Source organism: Acidobacteriota bacterium, assembly GCA_016195325.1.
Taxonomy (GTDB): Bacteria; Acidobacteriota; Polarisedimenticolia; order JACPZX01; family JACPZX01; genus JACPZX01.
The window spans coordinates 1-18,395 of the sequence record JACPZX010000122.1; the positions used below are offsets into that span (position 1 = coordinate 1).

General features: G+C 68.6%; 13 protein-coding genes. 6 read left to right on the top strand and 7 right to left on the bottom strand.

From position 1 onward, the window contains the following. Positions 1-6 precede the first annotated feature (6 nt). Both HY049_20060 and HY049_20065 read left to right on the top strand, forming a co-directional pair. On the top strand, positions 7-327 hold the full coding sequence (locus HY049_20060) for a VOC family protein (protein ID MBI3451195.1): 321 nt from the start codon (positions 7-9) through the stop codon (positions 325-327). A gap of 11 nt (positions 328-338) precedes the next feature. Then, complete coding sequence (locus HY049_20065; GenBank protein ID MBI3451196.1) at positions 339-2,939, top strand: protein kinase; 2,601 nt, start codon at positions 339-341, stop codon at positions 2,937-2,939. A 34-nt stretch (positions 2,940-2,973) separates the two neighbouring features. Here HY049_20065 and HY049_20070 read toward each other — a convergent pair whose 3' ends face one another. Together HY049_20070 and HY049_20075 are read right to left on the bottom strand one after the other, a co-directional pair. Continuing rightward, a complete protein-coding gene (locus HY049_20070; GenBank protein MBI3451197.1) occupies positions 2,974-3,681 on the bottom strand; it encodes a hypothetical protein in 708 nt (235 codons plus the stop codon). A gap of 275 nt (positions 3,682-3,956) precedes the next feature. Further along, the gene (locus tag HY049_20075) at positions 3,957-5,417 is read right to left on the bottom strand and encodes an FG-GAP repeat protein (protein MBI3451198.1); all 1,461 of its coding nucleotides are present in this window, start codon (positions 5,415-5,417) and stop codon (positions 3,957-3,959) included. A 239-nt stretch (positions 5,418-5,656) separates the two neighbouring features. Between HY049_20075 and HY049_20080 the strand changes: the two genes are divergently transcribed. Next, positions 5,657-7,531, top strand: a complete 1,875-nt coding sequence (locus HY049_20080; GenBank protein MBI3451199.1) for a winged helix-turn-helix domain-containing protein — start codon at positions 5,657-5,659, stop codon at positions 7,529-7,531. Positions 7,532-7,610: 79 nt separating this feature from the next. Here the strand turns inward: HY049_20080 and HY049_20085 are convergent, their stop codons facing one another. Both HY049_20085 and HY049_20090 read right to left on the bottom strand, forming a co-directional pair. Beyond that, complete coding sequence (locus tag HY049_20085; GenBank protein MBI3451200.1) at positions 7,611-8,453, bottom strand: hypothetical protein; 843 nt, start codon at positions 8,451-8,453, stop codon at positions 7,611-7,613. Further along, positions 8,446-8,661 carry a hypothetical protein gene (locus HY049_20090; GenBank protein MBI3451201.1) on the bottom strand — a complete coding sequence of 72 codons (216 nt, stop codon included), beginning with the start codon at positions 8,659-8,661 and terminating at the stop codon, positions 8,446-8,448. The genes HY049_20085 and HY049_20090 overlap by 8 nt, the downstream gene beginning before the upstream one ends. A gap of 22 nt (positions 8,662-8,683) precedes the next feature. Here HY049_20090 and HY049_20095 point away from each other — a divergent pair, with 22 nt between their 5' ends. The 3 genes from HY049_20095 to HY049_20105 all read left to right on the top strand — a co-directional run bounded on the left by HY049_20095 (position 8,684) and on the right by HY049_20105 (position 10,642). Continuing rightward, positions 8,684-9,289 carry a hypothetical protein gene (locus HY049_20095; GenBank protein MBI3451202.1) on the top strand — a complete coding sequence of 202 codons (606 nt, stop codon included), beginning with the start codon at positions 8,684-8,686 and terminating at the stop codon, positions 9,287-9,289. Positions 9,290-9,374: 85 nt separating this feature from the next. Beyond that, positions 9,375-9,938: an RNA polymerase sigma factor gene (locus HY049_20100; protein MBI3451203.1), complete on the top strand. Its 564-nt coding sequence runs from the start codon at positions 9,375-9,377 to the stop codon at positions 9,936-9,938. Next, entirely contained in the window at positions 9,935-10,642 is a 708-nt protein-coding gene (locus HY049_20105; protein ID MBI3451204.1) for a zf-HC2 domain-containing protein, read from the top strand. The genes HY049_20100 and HY049_20105 overlap by 4 nt, the downstream gene beginning before the upstream one ends. Positions 10,643-10,697: 55 nt before the next feature. Here the strand turns inward: HY049_20105 and HY049_20110 are convergent, their stop codons facing one another. From HY049_20110 to HY049_20120, 3 genes are all read right to left on the bottom strand, one after another. Next, positions 10,698-12,719, bottom strand: a complete 2,022-nt coding sequence (locus HY049_20110; GenBank protein MBI3451205.1) for a S8 family serine peptidase — start codon at positions 12,717-12,719, stop codon at positions 10,698-10,700. A gap of 129 nt (positions 12,720-12,848) precedes the next feature. Beyond that, a complete protein-coding gene (locus HY049_20115) occupies positions 12,849-16,139 on the bottom strand; it encodes a tetratricopeptide repeat protein (GenBank protein ID MBI3451206.1) in 3,291 nt (1,096 codons plus the stop codon). A gap of 127 nt (positions 16,140-16,266) precedes the next feature. After that, entirely contained in the window at positions 16,267-18,279 is a 2,013-nt protein-coding gene (locus HY049_20120; protein ID MBI3451207.1) for a 3-isopropylmalate dehydratase, read from the bottom strand. Between the last annotated feature and the right edge of the window lie 116 nt (positions 18,280-18,395).

The following is an 18,395-nucleotide window of genomic DNA, read 5'->3' on the forward strand; positions in this document are numbered from 1 at the left end:
AAGGACATGAAGGATGCGCTCGACTTCTACACGCGCGTCCTCGGCTTCCGCTGCGAGGCGTCGAGCGAGGAGTGGGGGTGGGCGTGCGTGAAGCGCGACCAGGTGACGCTCATGATCGCGCTCCCCAAACCGCGCGAGCCGTTCGACCGCCCGGCCTTCACCGGGTCGCTGTACCTGCGCACCGACGACGTCGAGGGGGCGTGGCGCGACCTGAAGGACAAGGCCCGCGTCTGTTACCCGATCGAGGACTTCGGGTACGGCATGCGCGAGTTCGCGATCTACGACAACAATGGATATCTCCTCCAATTCGGACAGGAGATCCCATAGGATAGGGGCGCATGAGCCGCCCCGCGCTCTCCCGCTACCGCATCCTCGACCGCATCGGCGCCGGGGGGATGGGCGTCGTCTACCGGGCTAAGGATCTCTCCCTCGGCCGCGAGGTGGCGCTCAAGCTCCTCCCGGAGTCCTTCGCCGGCCGCGGCGATCTCCTGGCGCGCTTCCGCCGCGAGGCGCGCGCCGCGGCGGCGCTCAACCACCCGGGTATCTGCACCATCTACGAGGTCGGCGAGGTGGCCGAGGGGGACGAGGTCGTCGTCTCGTCCGACGGCACGTCGCTCCCTCCCGGGACGCACTACATCTCGATGGAGCGCATCCAGGGGAAGACACTCCGCGAGACCATTTCGGGGCGGCCTCTTCCGGTGGCCGAGGCGCTGCGCCTGGCTCTCGAGATCGCCGAGGCGCTCTCCCACGCCCACCGCTCGGGGATCGTCCACCGGGATCTCAAGCCGAGCAACGTCATGATCACGGACGATGGCCGCGCGAAGATCCTCGACTTCGGCCTCGCGAAATTCTACGACGAAGGTTCGTCGGCCGCGGTCCCCTCCGACGTGAGCGGGTTGCCGACGAACGTCTCCGATCTGACGTCCCACGGCGAGATCCTCGGCACGTCGGCGTACATGTCCTCCGAGCAGGCCCGTGGGCTCAAGGTCGATCCGCGGTCCGACGTATTTTCGTTCGGCGCGGTCCTCCACGAGATGCTCACCGGGCGTCCGGCTTTCTCCGGCGCGACGCGGACGGATGTCCTCGGCGCGGTGCTGCGCGATCGGCCGGCGCGGGCGTCGTCGTCGAACCCGGACGTTCCGGCGGAGCTGGAGCGGATCGTCACGAAGTGCCTCGAGAAGGAGCCGAAGGATCGGTACGCGGACAGCGGGGCGGTTGTCGCCGACTTGAAGCGCGTGCGGCTGCGGACGACCGGGTCGGCGGACACGACGGTGGCGACGCCGGGGGCGCCGGCGGCGCCGACGCGACGGAGATCACGTTTCGCGATCGTGCTGGTGCTCGCGGCGGGGGCGGTCACCATGTGGATTGCACGGGGAGGGCGGGGGCCCGTCGAGCCGATTCCGGTTGCGATACTCGCTTTTGCGTACGAAGGACCTGCAGAATCGGCGTACCTCAAGGATATCGTACCGCTTGCGGTTGCTGATGCGCTGAGGGTGTCTCCGGGTATCCAGCTCGTACCGTTCGGTTCGAGCCGCAGCTTCAGCAGTGGGGCGGATCCCAACATCGTCAAGCAGCAGCTCGGCGTGAACTGGATCGTCTCGGGGAGGCTTTCGGTCGCCGGTGACAGCTTCGTGCAGTCGATCGAGGTGGCCGGACTTGGGGGCGAGGCTCCGTGGTCACGGGAGATTCGGGGGCGGATCGTGGAAATCGTTCCGCTCTCGGCAGCCATCGCTCCGGAAATCGTGCCGCGCGTCGGGGCGCGCGCCGAGAGGTCATCCATCGCGGGCCGCCGAAGACCAGCCGCCATGGAGGCCTACCTCCGCGGCCTTACGCTTCTCGAGGGGTGGGATGTGAAGCGTAACGCGGAGCAAGCCGAAGCGGCCTTCCGCGAAGCCATCGCAGCCGAACCAGCTTTCGCTGAGGCAGAGGCGGGAGTTGCATTGGCACTTCTCAGTCGATTCTCGCGAACTCGAGACGTGTCATTGATCGACCTAGCAGCCTCGAGCGCTGAGCACGCGATATCCCTCAATGGATCCGCCCCCGAGTCAAACGTAGCCATGGGCCTCGTCGAACTTCAGCGTGGACACTCCATCGAAGCGGTCGCCAGCTTCGAGAAAGCGCTTTCCGAGGCTCCGGCGGACGACGCGATACATCGCCGAATCGCCTCGGCGTACGGCAGTCTTGGGCGGGATGCGGACGCAGATCGGATGTTCGACCGCGCGACAAGATTGCGCCCTGGGTTTTGGGATAATTACAACACTTGGGCGTACTACTGCCTGCAGCGCGGGCGGTATGCCAAAGCGATTGAGCTCTACATGAAGGTCATCGAGCTTCACGCCGGAAGCGATAGTGGGTATACGAATCTCGCCGCGGCGCACATGTTTCAAGGCGATTACGCCGCAGCCGTGCCGCTCTTGCAAGCGGCACTCAAGATCAATCCAAGCGTCCAGTCTTACAACAACCTGGGAGCCGCCTACTATGCTCTCCTCAAGTTTGACAACGCCAGAATCGAGTGGGAGGTCGCGTGGTCGATGTCGCACGAGGCGATGACGGCGTCCAACCTGGGCGACGCGTACCGCCAGCTCCAGCTTCAAGAACGCGCACGCGAGTCGTATGCACGGGCGATCGATCTTGCCAAGACCAAGCTTTCAGCCAATCCGCGGGACGCTACTACGCGAGGCATGCTGGCGAATGCGCTTGCTGGCTCCGGTAATTGCGGCCAATCCGCAACAGAGGCCGCGCGTGCCGTCGCAGAGCGTTCCAGCGATCCATCCATCGCGTACTACGCGGCGGTCGCTTCGGCAATCTGTCGTGACGACGCGGCGGCCGTGCGCTATGCGCTCTTGGCGATCGAGGGTGGCGCCATCGCCGACGTAAGAACGAATCCTGACTTGGCACTGACTCGGCAAGATGCCGCAATCGGCGCACGGCTTCGGTAGTCCTGTCGCGAGCTGGGTTGGAACCACCGATGGACTACGGGTTCACGACTACCATGATTCCGGGGTCGACTCCCCCTAGGAATTCGGATTCGTCGCGCCAGAGATGGACCGAGAAACCGAACAATGACTTGGCGGCGGCATTTGGGTCCATTACCGACTTGTCGATGTAGAACGGTAGGGTGAGATTCTCGTAGCGACCCCGCTTCAAGGGAACTTTGTTGATCTGGTTGTAGGGACCCTTCATCGGTGAACCTTGATTCTTCGCGAAGGCAAATTCGATCTCAACCTTGTCGTGATTCGCGTCCCAGTCTCCCACCGACAATCCCGAGGTATCGAGAATGAATGTCAGTCTCCCGGCACCGCGCACTTTCGCACACTCGGGTTCGGCCCTTACGGCGAACCTGGGTCCCTTCTTCCACGTCGGGGGAGAGACGATGATCTTGATCGACTGATTGCCGTCCGCATCGTCGTACTCCTTGGGATTCTTGCACGACGAATTGTTCGACATGACGCCGATCTGTCCTTGAACTGAAAACTCCGTCTTAGCCTGCCCTGTCGTCTCCTTCGGTTTCGGCGAGCCGGCTCCCTCTGCAAGCACCGGTCCGATGAGAAAAATCCCGACGCTTATCGCGGGCACCGACAGTCGAACCAACCCGAACCCGCTTCGCGACTTGCCAGAACTGCCAAAGCCCGAGTTCCTGAGCACTTGATTGCGGCGTGCGCTTCCCGTGTCAATTGTCACCCAACCCTCCCTCATTCGATAGATGGCTCAGCGTCCCTGAAAACCGCCGACAGTCTGCGCTGACATCTAGGTTACAGAATATCGACGCGAAATGGCAATAGTACATCCCGGGATCGGAGAGACGAATGAGTTTGTTGGGCGCTCGAACACTGCCGCGTCGGTCAAGCGCTTGATGGATCGGTCGCACGGCCAGCCGCCAGGCGTCCGACTGAACGACATGCGGAGCGCAGACGCCCGGGACCGTCGCCGGCCCCGGGCGCCCGCATCCTTGAGCCCTACCTCCATCCCCTCATCGCCGGATCCGTGAGGTTCGAGCCGTCAGGCAGCACGCGATCCCTCAGCGACACGTGCCCCTTCGGTGGATTCAGGTCCGCCGTCGCATCCGCCACCGGCGCTCCTGACGTCGCCGACATCGGATTCCCCGCCACCACGTACGCGATGTCGAGGCCCGTCAGCAGCCAGTCCGGAACCCCGTCCCCGCTCACGTCACCGAGCGCCACCGTGTCGAAGCCGATCTCGGTGTTGTTCCCCGTCGCGGTGAACGTCCGCAGGTACTGCCCGTTCTTCCCCGAGACGAGGTAGCACTTCCCCGCCTGGAAGTTCCCCTCGTTGTTCAGGTACGCGCCGAGAAGGATGTCGTCGTAACCATCGCCGTCCACGTCCCCCGCGCCGCGGCCGATCCCCATCCCGTCACCGCAGTTCTCGCCGGGGATGTTGCGGAGCTTCTCCCCCGTCGCGCCGGAGAAGACGTAGCCGCGCCCCTTGAAGCAGCTCTTCTGGACGGTGTCGGCGACGTCGCCGACGAAGACATCGTGGACGCCATCGGCGTTCACGTCGCCCGCGTCGTGGATGAAGAAGAAGCCGAACGCGAGCGCGGTGCCCATAGGAAGGAGCGGCCGCACCACCGAGCCGTCCGCGCCGCTCAGGATGTAGGCGAGTCCGCCCGGGATCTTCGCCGGGCCGGAGTCCTTCAGCTCGCCGGCCGCGCCGACTCCGACCTCGGGGATCCCGTCGCCGTTCAGATCCGGAAGTCCCGTGACCGCCGTGCCGAAGAGACCACCCGCCTGTGTGCCGCTCGCGCTCCAGAGGAGGGCGCCGGTGGCGCCGGAGTAGACGTTGACGACGCCCGCCTGGACGAGGCCGCCCGGGCTCGAGATGGGAGCGCCCGCGATGACGTCATCGTGGCCGTCGCCGTTGATGTCCTTCACGAAGCCGACGTCGAAGCCGAGGAAGGTGCCCGGGGCGCCGGGGATCGTGAGGAGGATCGAGTGATCGGCCCCCGAGATGACGAGGACGCGCGCCGGATTCCGGCCGATGCCGGGGGCGCCCAGGACGTAGTCGGGGACGCCGTCGGCGTTGACGTCGCCGCCGCCGGAGGCTCCGTACCCCATCCGCTCGTTGGGGGCGCCGACGACGGTGTGGAGCACCGCCCCGGTGCGCCCCGAGTAGACGTACGCCTTGCCGGCGCGGATCCCCCCCTCGCGGTTGAGGATGGCGGTGATGACGTACTCCGCCGCGCCGTCGTGATCGAGGTCGCCGATCCTCTCGGCGACCCAGCCGAAGTTGTCGCCGGCAGCCTCCGCGCTGAGGGTGTTCAACACCACAGTTCCCGGCTCCTTGAACGCCTGCGCCTCGGCGGGGGTCGCGCCGACCCATGCCGCACCGAGAGCCGTGCCGGCCACCAGGCCCGCCGCGACCGCCCTTCCCACACCCGCCCGCATCTTCTTGACGACCATGGACCGTCCCTCCTTCGCTGGACCCCCTCCCCACCGCCCGCGGCGGCCTCGAGGGGTCCGGTTGTGGCGCCCCGGGAATCCCCGGCGCGCGTTGACGCGGGGGATAGACGCCCGGAGCGCCGGGGCGTCATGAGAGGGGGATGAGACGGGGATGAAAGAGGGATGAACCGAAGGGGGTGCTGCCGTGTCGAATAGAAAGTTCCCGATGAGTGTTCTCCTACCCGGGCGGGCGCACGCACATGGGCGAGGGTCGACCCGACATCCTGAGGTTCGGTTCCTTCGAGCTGGACGTCCGGAGCGGCGAGCTGCGGCGCGAGGGGTCGGTCGTCAGGCTCCAGGGGCAGCCGATCGAGCTCCTCTCGCTCCTCGCCGAGCGGGCGGGGGAGGTGGTGACCCGCGAGGAGATCCAGAGGCGGGTCTGGAAGAACGGCACGTTCGTGGATTTCGAGCAGGGAATCAACGCCTGCGTGCGGCAGATCCGCGCCGCGATCGGCGACCCGTTCGAGGCGCCCCGGTTCATCCAGACGCTGCCGAGGCGGGGCTACCGGTTCATCGCGCCGGTTGCGCGCGTCGGTCCACCCCCTTCGGCGGCCGTGGCGGCTCCCGTCGCAGCCTCACGGCCCCAACGTCCCCGCCTCGCCGGCTCCATCGCCGCGGGATTACTCCTCGTCGCGACCGTCGCGGCGATCGGCTGGAGCCGGGCGTCGCGCGTCGCGGCCGCGTCTCCCGGCGGCGCTCCGGTCGTCATCGTCCTCCCCTACCGCAACCTGAGCGGCGATCCCTCGCAGGGGTTCGTCTGCGACGGGCTCACCGAGGAGCTGATCACGCAGCTCAGCCGCCGGTACGGGCGGGAGCTCGGGGTGATCGCGCGCACGACGACGATGACGTACCGGGACTCGACGAAGAGCGCGCGGGAGATCGCCGCTGAGGTGGGCGCCGGCTATGTCCTCGAGGGGAGCGTGCGGGCCGAACGGGATCGCGTGAGGATCACGTCGCAGCTCATCCGCGCCGTAGACGAGGTCCACCTCTGGGCCGGCAACCACGACCGGAGGCTCGGCGACACCCTGGCTCTCGAGAGCGAGGTGAGCGCGCAGATCGCGCGGGCGCTCGCGCTGCGGATTCTTCCCGACGGGGCGCAGGCCTCCGCGGCGACGACCCCCGCGGCCTATCGCGACTACCTGAGAGGGCGCGCGGCGCTCGCGGACGTCCCGGCCCCGCGCATCGATGAGGCGCGTTCGGCGTTCGAGAGCGCGGTGGCGGAAGACCCCGGGTTCGCGCCGGCGTGGACATCGCTCGCGAGGGCGCGCTGGATGCAGGGCGCCCCGGAGAGCGCGGCCGAGGCGTCGGCGCGGGATGCGTTGCGGAGGGCCCTCGCGCTCGACGATTCCCTCTCCGACGCGCACGCGGCGCTCGCGGAGATCCGCTTCTACCACGATTGGGATTTCGAGGGGGCGCGGGCCGAGTGGGAGCGGGCGCTCGAGCTGAACCCGGGTTCCGCCGAGCTGCGTCACGACTTCGCCGCCTACTGGGGGGCGCGAGGGCGCCACGACGAGGCGCTGCGGCTCGTCGGCGAGGCCCTCAGGCTCGACCCGCTGGCCCCCGACGTTCTCTCCGACGTCGGCTGGTACTCGTACTTCGCGCGCCGTTACGACGACGCGGTGCGCCTCTCGAGGGAAACGCTCGCGAGGACGCCGGACTTCTTCTGGGCGCAGCGGTGCCTCGCCCTCTCGGCGATGCTCAAGGGGGACCTCGCCGCCGCCGTGCCCGCGCTGCGCGCCGAGATGCTCGGCCGAGGCGCGCCCCCCGGGAGCGTGGCAGGCCTCGACGGCGCCGATCCGACGGCCGCCGTGCGGGCCTACTGGACATGGGATCTCGATCGGCGCGTCGCCCGCCGGGGGAAGCCCGGCGCCTCCCCGGCCGACGAGGCGGTGGCCCGGCTCGCGCTCGGAGATCGCGAGGGGGCGATCACGGCGCTCGAAGCCGCCGTCGGGATGAGGGCGGGGTGGATCCTCCCGTTCCTCGGCGTCGACCCGTTCTTCGATCCGCTTCGATCGGAGCCGCGCTTCGAGCGCGTCCTCGACCGCATCGGGATCGGGCCCGCCGCCTCGCGCTGAGCGAATCCCCTTCAGGGGTCCTTCAGGGTCACCGCGCAAGGAGGGAGAATCGCAGGCGCTTCACCCCGGCGGGGTCCCGTCAGCGCCCGCGCTCGCGCCGGAGCGTCAGACCCCAGGTCCACGTCGCGGCGCCGCACGAGAAGGCGGCCGCGACGGCCGCCTGGATCCACGGCATCGCGAGCGGCCGGAGCGCGACGAAGGCCGCGACGAACGCGGCGCCCCCTGCCGCGGCGGCCAGGGCGGCCGGGCTCCACATCCTGGGCGTCGACGAGGGGCCGACCGGCTCGCCGGTCACCGCATCGACGACGCCTCGCCGCTCTGTCCAGTCGATGCGGTACGTGAGGAACCAGAGCGGGTAGTGGAGCAGTCGCGGCGAGGAGCCCGTCGCGGCCCCTTCGGGGATCCGATCGGGGGCCGGCACCATCACGTCGACCGCCTCCCCCTCCCGGATCAGCGCAAGCGCCGCGGCAGGGTCGGCGAGACGTCCCCTGTGGGCCGTCTCCGCGATCGACAGCCCGCGCCGATCGTCTCCGAGCGGGGCGACCGGGGCCTGGAATCCCGCCGGAAGGAGATCGCAGGCGGGGGCGAGGAGAGCGCGCGCGTCCTTCACGACGCGGGTCCTCCCCAGATCGGGGGCCCACTCGTGGAACGGCACGAGGAGGAGCCGCGCGCCGGTGAGCTGCGCGCGATCGAGATCCCCGCCGGTTCCCTGGAGGCGCGACCACGCGGCCTCCCGGGTCACGCGCGGCGGAACGAGCGGGGTGAGGAGCGGCGCGGCCGAACCGGCGGGTGTCCGGACCAGGAGGCAGCATCCGCAGTCGCGGCAGAAATGAGCGGGGACGGCGAGATCGGCGTGGATCGGTTTTCCGCAGAAGCCGCACGACACGGTGGATCGAAGGCCGACGACGACGCTCTCAGCCACGGGAGTTCCCCATCGTGGCGCGGAACATCGCGGCCGAGCCGGCCCAGACGGCGAGGGCGGCCGGCAGCGCGGCCGCGGGGAGGGCCGAGACGGCGACGGCGACCACGGCGGCGGGGATCGCGGCCCGGAGGGCGAGCTGCTTCGCCGACGGGAGGGGCGAGGGAAGGAGAAGGCGGTGATGGATCATCTTCCCCTCGATGGCGTCCATCCACGCCCCCTCGAGACGACCGGTGTCCTCGACGCGCATCAGCCAGAACGGGAAGTGGATCAGCTCGACGCTCGTCGCGGCGCGCCAGCCGCGCGACGCGGCGCGCGCGCAGCGCCTCCTCGGCGAGCGACGGCGGCAGCACCCTCAGGACGGCGTGCCCGCTCCCCGACGCCCCCGCGGCCCCCTCGGCAGGGGGCTCGAACGGCTTGAGATCGGCAGGAGGGAGGAAGGGGGCCTCGAGCCTCTCCTCGCCGATGGACGCCGCGAGGAGCGCGAAGGTCTCGTCCCCCTCGGGGGTCGTCCCCTCGAAGCGAACGAACGGGAGGAGGTAGCAGTCCCCCTCGATGCGTCCCGGGCGAAGGATCGCGCGGCGTCGCAGGTGGTTGCGGAGACGGTCGGCCGCCATCGCCATCGTGACGACGGGGGCGGCCGCGCGGTGCTTCAGGACCACCGGGCCGAGCTGGTAAAGGGTCTCGTCGCACGAGCCGCAGCGCATCGCCCCCGCGAGGGGGCGGATCTCCCCGGAGCAGGAGGGGCAGCGCGCGGGCTGGACGGCCGGTTGCGTCATCTCAGGAGGGGCGTCTCCATCCTCGTGAGCTCCGGGCTTCCGCGAGGGGAGCCAGTATAGGACGGCCCGGGGCCCGAGGCATTGCGCTCTTCACCCGATCAGGGTACGTTCCGCCCGACCCATGAAGTGCTCGGAGGTCAGGCCGTTGCCGGAATCTCCAACGCTGGACGACAGGGAGCTGATCGACGCGTTCGTCCAGGGTGAGCCGGCTGCCGTCCGGACGATCGATTCCTGGATCGCGGCCGTCCTCCACTCGGAGTTCCTGTCGCTGAGGGCGGAATGGGACGACCTGCGGCAGGAGACCAGGGTCAGGGTGTTCGCCAACCTGAGCCGATCGAGGTTCGTCGGCCGCTCCTCGCTGAGGACGTACGTCCACCGCATCGCGAAGAACGTCTGCATCGACGCGAGCCGCCTCGCGTGGCGCCATCACGAGAAACCGGGAGCCGTCGACGCGCGTAGAGGCCCCAGCACACGGGAAGCGTCCGACCAGTCGATCGCCCGCGATCTCGTCCGCAAGATCCTGCACGACCTCCAGGACTCGGACCGGCAGCTCATCTCGATGGTCTTTCACGAACACTATTCGTATTCGGAGGTCGCCCGCAAGCTCGGAATCTCGGAAGGCGCCGTGAAAACCCGCATGTCGCGCTGCAAGGATCGGCTGGTGGCGGGGGGACGCCGGCTCCTCGACGGGAAGGGGCGTGTGCCGTGAGCCGCAAGCGCTGCAACCACGAGGCGAACGCAATGATCCCGTGGTACGTGAATGGCAGCCTCGAGGGGGACGAGGAGGCCGCGGTCCGGCTCCATCTCGATGGCTGCGAGATCTGCGAGGCGGAGACGGAGGTCCTCTCCCGCATCGCGCGCGAGATCGGCGAACAGGTCGATGCTCCGTTCGCCCCTCCCCCCGGACGCGCCGCCGGCGCCTCCCCGCGCGTAGGCTGGCTCGTCGCCGCGCTCCTGCTCGTCCCGGCGGGGCTCGGGATCTGGTGGGCCGCCCTGGGATTCCCCGGGATCACCCGGGAGGAAGGCGGCGCGGAGATCCGGCTCCCCCGGCTCCGGCGCGACGCGGAGATGAGAACGAGCGTGGTCCTGAGCCTCCCCACCCTCACGCGCGCCGAGGGGTCGATCCCGACGTTTGTCGTGCGCGAGGGGGCCGAGCTCGCGACCATCACGTTCACTCCCCCCCTGAACGCGGAGGCGGAGTTCACGATCGAGCTGCACGCCCCGGACGGCCGGCTCCTCGCCCGACGCGACGGGAAGCTCCTCCTCGACGCGATGGGACGGAGCACGTACACCTTGCCCGCGGCGCTGCTCGGAACCGCCGGTGACTACTCCCTGGTCGTCACGGAACGGCCGGCTTCGGGAGCCGAGCGGCCGTACGAGTATCGGTTTCGCGTCGAGGCGTCGGAGGAGTGAGGACAACCGGCGCGTTTCCCCGCGCCGCCCGACGGCGGCGCGGGGGCCGAGCGCTTCAGCAGCTGCAGGCGCCAGACGGGCACGGGTCCGGAGCGCCGCACGTGGCGTCGGGAGCGCACGTGTAGTTGCAACACCCACCGGCGCCGCACGTATCGTTGAAGGTGCACCGCGACCCCTCCCCGGCGCAGTAGCTCACGACGCAGGGGCCGCACGCGGGCTGAATCGTCCACGCGGCATTGCTCAGGTCGGATCCGGTGAACATCGCGGGGTCCTGGGCGACCACTTTGAGGAAGGCCTGCGTCGTCGTCGGTCCGGTCACCGTCCAGTTGTACGACCCCGTGTTGGGCACGCCGAGCGCGATCGTCTGGAAGGGTCCGCCCGACCCGCTGCGGGAGAGCAGGAGGTCCACTTTGGGGACGCACCCTCCAGTCTCCGACGCCGTCCACGTGATTGTCCGGACCTCGTTGATCGAGACCGTGGTGCTGCCGTTCGGCCAGAGGACCTGCGCGACCGGAGCCCCCACCGTCTGGCTGGGATTGTAGAGCGACGGGCAGTAGTCGCAGGCATCGGGGACGCCGTCGAGATCTGCGTCGGCCGGGCTGGTGCTCACCTTCGCCACGGCGCAGTTGGCGTTGAGACGCCCGTTGCTCACCATCTTTCCCTGCAGCGAAGGACGCCGCTCCGCCGACGCGAGAAGGACGCTCTTGAGCTCAGTGAGGGTGATCGTGGGTTTGATTGCCCGCAGGAGCGCCGCCGTGCCGGCGACTATGGGAGCGGCCATCGACGTCCCCGTGTCGTACTCGTACGTGTGGGCGACATCAACGAGCGTGCAGCCGTCCTCGTCGGTGGTGAACACCGGGTTCCACGTCGTCGTGATCATGTTGACGCCAGGGGCGGCCAGATCCACGACGGTGGCGCCGTAGTTGCCGTAGAGCGCGTCGTTGGGATCGGACCCGGCTACGGCAATGACGTTGGCAAGATCGTACGCCGCGGGATAGTACCGGTTCTTCGCCGCGAGGGCGTCCTCATCATTCCCGTTGTTTCCCGAGGACGCGACGAACGCAATCCCCTGCAGGCCGGCGGCGTTGATGGCATCGTAGAGCGTCTGAGAACAGATCCCGGTTCCATGGGCTGGGCACGGGGGGGGGATCTCCCAGGAGGCGTCGATGATGTTCGCGCCCATCGTCCTCGCGTAGTTGATGGAATTGACGTACCTGTCCACGGTCCCGGCGGATTCCCCGAGCGCGACGTTCTTGAGCGCCATGAGCTTCACGTTCCAGCTCACCCCGGCGATCCCAATACCATTGTTCCCGACGGCTCCTATCAAGCCGGCCACGAGAGTCCCATGTCGCGGCATGAAAGGGCACGCGCCGGGGAAGAAACTTCCGATGGCGGGATAGGGGATGGGATTTCCGTCACCGTCACCGAAATCGTAGCCGTGGACATCGTCGACGTACCCATTCTGGTCGTCATCGATTCCGTTCGTCTCTTTTCCACCTCCGCTCTCACCCTGATTTGTCCAGATGTTGGCGGCGAGATCCGGATGGTTGTAGTCGATGCCCGAGTCGACGACCGCGACGACGACGCTGGAGCTCCCGGTGCCGGCGTTCCAGGCGAGATCGGCGTCGATGTCCGCGTCGGGGGTTCCGGTGATGACCCCGGGCTCGTATGCCTGCCCGGTATTCCTCAGCCCCCACTGATTGCCGAAGTTGGGATCATTCGGGATGGTCGCCGGGACGACGTAGTAGTTCGGCTCGGCGTATTCCACCCCTGGCCTCCGGCTCATCCGCCCGATGGCGTCCTCGACGCTCACTCCCGGGCCGAGCTTCCAGTGCTCCGCCCCGCTCGGGAACTTCTTGAGCGGAAGGGCATTAAGCTCCGCGAGCGCGCTCGCTCGCGCCAATCCCACTCCCGAGGGCTTGAATCGGATCAACACCTCGCCGGGAACGAAGTTGGTTGCCTCGCCGGGACCGGCGGTCGTCGCGGCCGCGGCGGCCGGGGTCCCTCGCGGGACGGTGACGCCGATGAGCAACGCGCAGACGACGAAACAGACGGCAGCGATCGAGATTCGCGACATGGCGTCTCCTCCTGATCGACGGCGAGCGGAGCCGACACCGCGGTGTGCGGACGCCCGAACTCAGCGACACCGATTCCGGTGGATTGGTCGGGTGGAAGAGACGAAAGGTTACAGGGAGTAGGAGCCGTCCTACTTCCAATCCCCCGCCGCGACGAAAGCCCCCCAGTAGAACGGGTGCGTCGTCACACCGGCGCGGCGGCGCGTGTCGATCACGCGAAGGCTCGCATTGCGGACTGCGTCGACGGTCGAAGCGTCCTTCAGCCGGTTCTCGTACAGGCTCCTGACCCAATCGCGAGCGGCATGGTCTTCCACGGCCCAGAGGCTCATGATGACCGTTCGGACACCGGCGACCTGGACGGTCCTGCGAAGCCCGAACACCCCTTCGCCGGACTGCACGGGACCCACCCCGGTGCCGCACGCGGAGAGAACGGCCCACTCCACGCCTCGGAGATCCATCCCGGCAATCTCCTGCGCGGTGAGGATCCCGTCGCCCCGACCTCGCCGCTCGGACCGCTCCTCCCGCCGATTCGCCCCGGCGAGGGCGAGGCCTGTGCGGATCAAGGGATCCTCGTCGATGAACCGCGCGTTGAGTCCCGACGTGATCGGCAGTCTGTCGCTGTCGTCCTCGTGCTCGCCCGAGCAGTTCGAAACGGAGTAGGCATGGGTCGCGATGTGGATGACCCGCCGCCCGACCGCGTGGCTCTTGAACTTCTCCACGCTCGCATCGGCTCCGAGAAGCTCGATGACAGGCTCGCCATTTGCCCCGTCAGGCGGCCGGGCGCGCGTCCTGAAGAGGCTCGCCACCTCGTCGGCCTCGGCCCGCGAGCCGGGAAGCGGGCCGAACCTGAGGGTCCGGAAATCCGCGCACGCCGAACGAGCGCTCGGCGGCTCCGCGCGCTCCGCACCCATCCCGCTCGGGCCTGAAGCGACGGTCGCCGGCCCGGACGCAGCCGCCGGTCCTCCCGTGCCCGCGTCGTAGTCGGGCGCACCGAGAATCAGCATTCCGCGCGCGGTCGTCGTCGCCACGGCATCGACCCTCGAGGCGTAGCGAACAAGATCCCTCTCGGCCGACAGGTAGTGAATGCGCGGAGTCGATTCGACCAGATACGACTTGTTCCCGATGGGGAGCGCCGCGAACGAAACGAGGTTGATGGAACCATCGGGCACGATCAGAACCGTTCCCGCGCCGCGGATGGCTCGGGCGATCGGATCCCATATGGCTTTCCGGAGAGCTGTCCCGGCGGTCCGGTACTTCTTCAGCGATTCGGGCGTCTCGGGGGGCGCATCCAATTCCTTTCGCCATCCCTTGACGAGCGCGTCAATCCGAGCCGCCGGACCCAGCGGGATCATCGCGGTCCCGCCTCGGCTCTTCCCGAGGGCCAGCGCCGCGTACGAGCGCACGCGCGGGGGTGGCGGAACGCCCGGCGTGTCGCGACCGGCAACTTGCCCGAATGAGACGTACGCGACCAGGACGGTGTCCGAGGGCAGAGCCGACACGAGCTGAGGCACGTCAACGGCGGCGGACGCTTCCCCGGTGCCCCCTCCATCGCTCCGGCTCGCGAGCGCACGCTCGGCGCGCTCCACGGCCAGCCGAGCGGCCGCCAGGCTGGCGCGGTACGACTCGCCCTCGCTTGGTGCAGCACCCTTGATGACGAGTCGCTCGAGCTGGACCTGTGTCCTTTCGAGCTCATCGAACAGCGGGCGCATCTCGCTCGATTCGGACGCGAGGGCGACGCGGTGCCTCCGCGCCATCTCGTCGAGGACGAGCGCCCGCGACGAAATCAGGGCGTCCCATGCCCTCTCGACGTCTTCCGTGCCGGCCTCCGATCGGCGCTGGCTCGCGAGCACGGAGAAAGCCAGATCGATGCCGGAGCTCCGAACCGTCTGGTACCGCAGCGCCTCGCGCTCCGATTGGCGGCGGGAGACCCGCCGGAGGTGCTCGCGAGCGATCTGCTCGGAGTTCAGCGCGGTCGTGAGCGCCGCGGTGGAATCGCCCGAGGCCCACTGGATCCATCCGAGAAGGCTCAGCGATTCGGCCATCTCAGGGTGCAGCGGTCCGAAAGTCTTCTCCCGGTTGGCGAGGGCCCGATCGACCAGCCGGCGCGCCTCCGCATAGGCTCCCTGGTGGTACAGAAGGCCCGCCATCTCGACGAGCACGTACGCAACGTCAGGGTGATCCTCGCCGAGCGCATTCTCCCTCAGCTTCAGGGCGCGGCGGAACGCGGCCATGGCCGAGGCGTCGTCCCCGAGAGTCTCGTAGAGGCGGCCGAGGTTCTCGAGGGGCGACGCGAGACGCGGATCGTCGGGCCCGTTGGCTTCCTCCCGGATCGCGATGGACTTCTCGTATCGTTCGCGCGCCGCTCGGTACTCCCCCTGGCTCTGGAGCGCGTCCGCGAGAGTGGAGAGCGAGGCCGCGTATTCGGTACTCTCCGGTCCAGGTGACTTCTCGTAGATCGCCACCGCCCGCTCCGCGAGCGTGCGCGCTTCGTCGTCGTTTCCCAGCCTCACCAGGGTCAGAGAGAGGTTTCTCAGGCCGGTGGCCACATTGACGGAGTCGGCGCCGTACACCGTCTCGAAGATCGCGACGCTGTGCTCGAGGTGATCGCGCGCCGCCGGCCAGTCGTCGAGCGAGACGAACAGGGCGCCGAGCGCATTCTCGCTCCTCGCGACGGAGGCGTCGTCCGGCCCGTGCACCGCGATGTTCACCTGCAGGTCTCGCTCCAGCTCGCGCAGCGCCTCGTCGTACCTTCCTAGCATGATGTGGCAGGCGGCGACGTAGGTATCGGGAATCGGCCGCTGCTCCGGCGGTGCCTGGGCATCGAGGATTTCGTGGCGCCGCTCGAACGCGATCAGCGCACCGTCGTAGTCGCTGTGGCGCTGGAGGAGCATGCCCAGATCGTAAAGAAATGGAGCGAGCGCCGGGTCGTCGTGGGAGGTTGCCCGCTCCGCCACGTCGATCGCCCTCTCGTACAACTGCCTCGCATCCGCGAATCCTCCCGCGACGGCCCTCACGCTGCCGACGATCGCCAGGCTGGAGCCGAGCTTGAGACCCTCCGGCGGGTCGCTCGTCTCCCGGATCGACACGAGGCGCTCGGCCAGCGCGGCGACTTGCGGGTCTTTCTGCTTCCCCTCGCGCCACAGCGCGCGGATCAGCTGTTCGATGGCGTCGGCGGTCGCGCTCGCGTCGGGTCCCTCCGCGGCTTCCCTCTCCGAGAGGAGGGCGCGCGCGGACGATTCCGCGTCCGCGAATTTCCCCGCGGACATGAGCTGCCGGATCGCCTCGAGCTCGGCGGCGACAGGGGATGTGTCCGAGCCCTCGGCGGCCGTGGCCGCACGATCTTCGGGCGCGCACGGGGAGGCGCCCGACAGCGGGGCCAGGAGGACCATCATCGACGTGATCGTGACAAAAGCTCGGCGCACGCGTCCCCCCCCCGCGGGGCAAGGAGAGTCTACCGGCGGTTCCGCAGCCAGCATTGCGATGACGGGAATACGGTGAACCACGCGGAAGCGCCATGTCAATCCGCGGGCGGCGATTGGCAGGAGATAGTCAGCGCGCTGGAACGGCTGCCGGCTCCCACGCGACGATCCGTCCGGCGACGGCGGAAGCCGCCACCGTGTAGGGGGACGCGAGGTAGACCTGGCCGGGTCCGGATCGCCCCGGGAAGTTCCGGTTCTGCGCGGAAATGGTGATCTGCTCCTTCGAGGTGGAGGCTCCCGGCCCGGCGTTGATGCAGGCGCCGCACGACGGATCGATGAGCGTCACCCCCGCCCTCCGGAAGACGTCGATGTAGCCGCGCTCCTCGCAGTAGGTCTTCACCTCCTGCGCGCCGAACTGGATGAAGAACTCGACCTCCGGATGGACCTTCTCTCCCCGCTTCAGCGCGTCCGCGAGGACCGCCGCGTACATGTCCATGTCCTCGCGCTTGCCGGCGGTGCACGAGCCGCCGTAGGCGATGTTCACCTTCACCGGAGCGGTGAGCGCGGTCACCGACACGCCGTTGCCGGGATCGCCGGGGGTCGCGACCATCGGCGCGAGCGAGCTCGCGTCGAAGCGAATCGTCTCGGCGTACTCGGCGCCGGGATCGGCCTGCCACGCGGCGCAGAGCCTCTCGGCCTCGGCGCGCGCCATCCCCCGCATCGCGACCAGGAACCCGGCGGTGCGGGCGTCGGGGGCGACGATGCCGGTGAAGCCGCCGACCTCGGCGGCCATGTTCGTCATCGTCGCGCGCTCGTCGATGTCGAGGGCAGAGACGGCCTCCCCGCCGTACTCGATCACCTTGCCGAGCGCCTTGCCGCTCCGCACGTACGGGTGCGCGAGGAGGGCGAGCATGAAGTCCTTCGCGGTCACCCCCGCAGCGCGCCGCCCCGTGATCTCGACGCGCAGCGTCTCGGGGACGCGCACGCGGACGTCGCGCGTGATCCACGAGTTGAAGATGTCGGTGGTGCCCACGCCGAACGCGACGCACCCGACGGCGCCCGAGTGGGGAGTGTGCGAGTCCGAGCCGATGATGACCTGCCCCGGGAGGGCGTAGTTCTGGTAGATGATGCTGTGGCAGATCCCCTCGGATCCGCCGGCCGGCGAGTCGCCGTGGAGGCGAATCCCCTGCTTCCTCGCGAAGTCGGCCTGCTTCACCGAGAGCTGGTTCGCGAGGTCGAGGAGGCCGAGCTTCTTCCGCTCGAGGGGCATCACCTTCTCGAGGAAGGTCAGGTGATCGCGGAAGAAGAGGACCGACGAGGGGTCGGCCACTTTCTCGTCGGCCCCGACGAGGCTCTCGAAGAAGATCGCCGCCATCGGCGTGACGTACTCGTGCGAGAAGCGGATGTCGCACTGAACGAAGCCCGCGTCGCCCGGGCGGACCGACGCGACGCCGGTCGAGCCGGCGCTGAGATCCGTGACCATGTGCTTCGCGAGGATCTTCTCGGCGAGGGTCATCGGCCGCGGCGCGCTCTTCGGGTACGGAGCCGAAGACAGTCCCTGGAGCCGCGCGACGTTGTACGGGAAGAGGCCCCCGTACTCGATGATCTGCCGCGTGATCTCGTCCTCGCCGCGCGTGAACTCGTCGAGGGAGATCTCCTCCCCGCGCCGGATCCTCTCGACGAGGCCGAAATCGGTGGAGGTGAGGATGCCGAGGTTCTGGGAGTTCTGCTTGTAGATCCGCTCGATGTTCTCGGCGATGACGACCTTGATACCGGCGCACATCTCGGCATAAGGGGACGCTTCGCGGCTCGATCCCTTGCCGCGGCGCTTGCCGGCCACCGAGGCGACGAACTTCCCCGCGCGGACGGTCCCCTCGGTGACCGGGAACTCCCCCGAGGCCCGGAGCCCCAGGTAGGGGAAGTCCCCGAGCTTCTCGTCGAAGTGGTAGCAGATGTAGGCGGGGGTGATCTCGTCGGTCGAGATGTCGTCGCGGAGCGGGAGGCCGTCGCGCCAGGGGATCTCCTCTCCCTGGAGCTGGCGGCGCATCATCGCCGCATCGTCGACGAGAAGCAGGACGCGCCCCTGGAGCCGGATCTTGTCGGGACGGCGGCTCACCGCTCGCGTCTTCAGGCTTTCGATCATCGTGTCGTCACCCTGCGGCGAGAATATCATCGCCCCGCGCCGAAGACGAGCCGGCTCCGCCCGGCCCGGCGGCCCCGCGAGGGGCGTGATAGGATGACTGGCTGAACCAGGAAGGA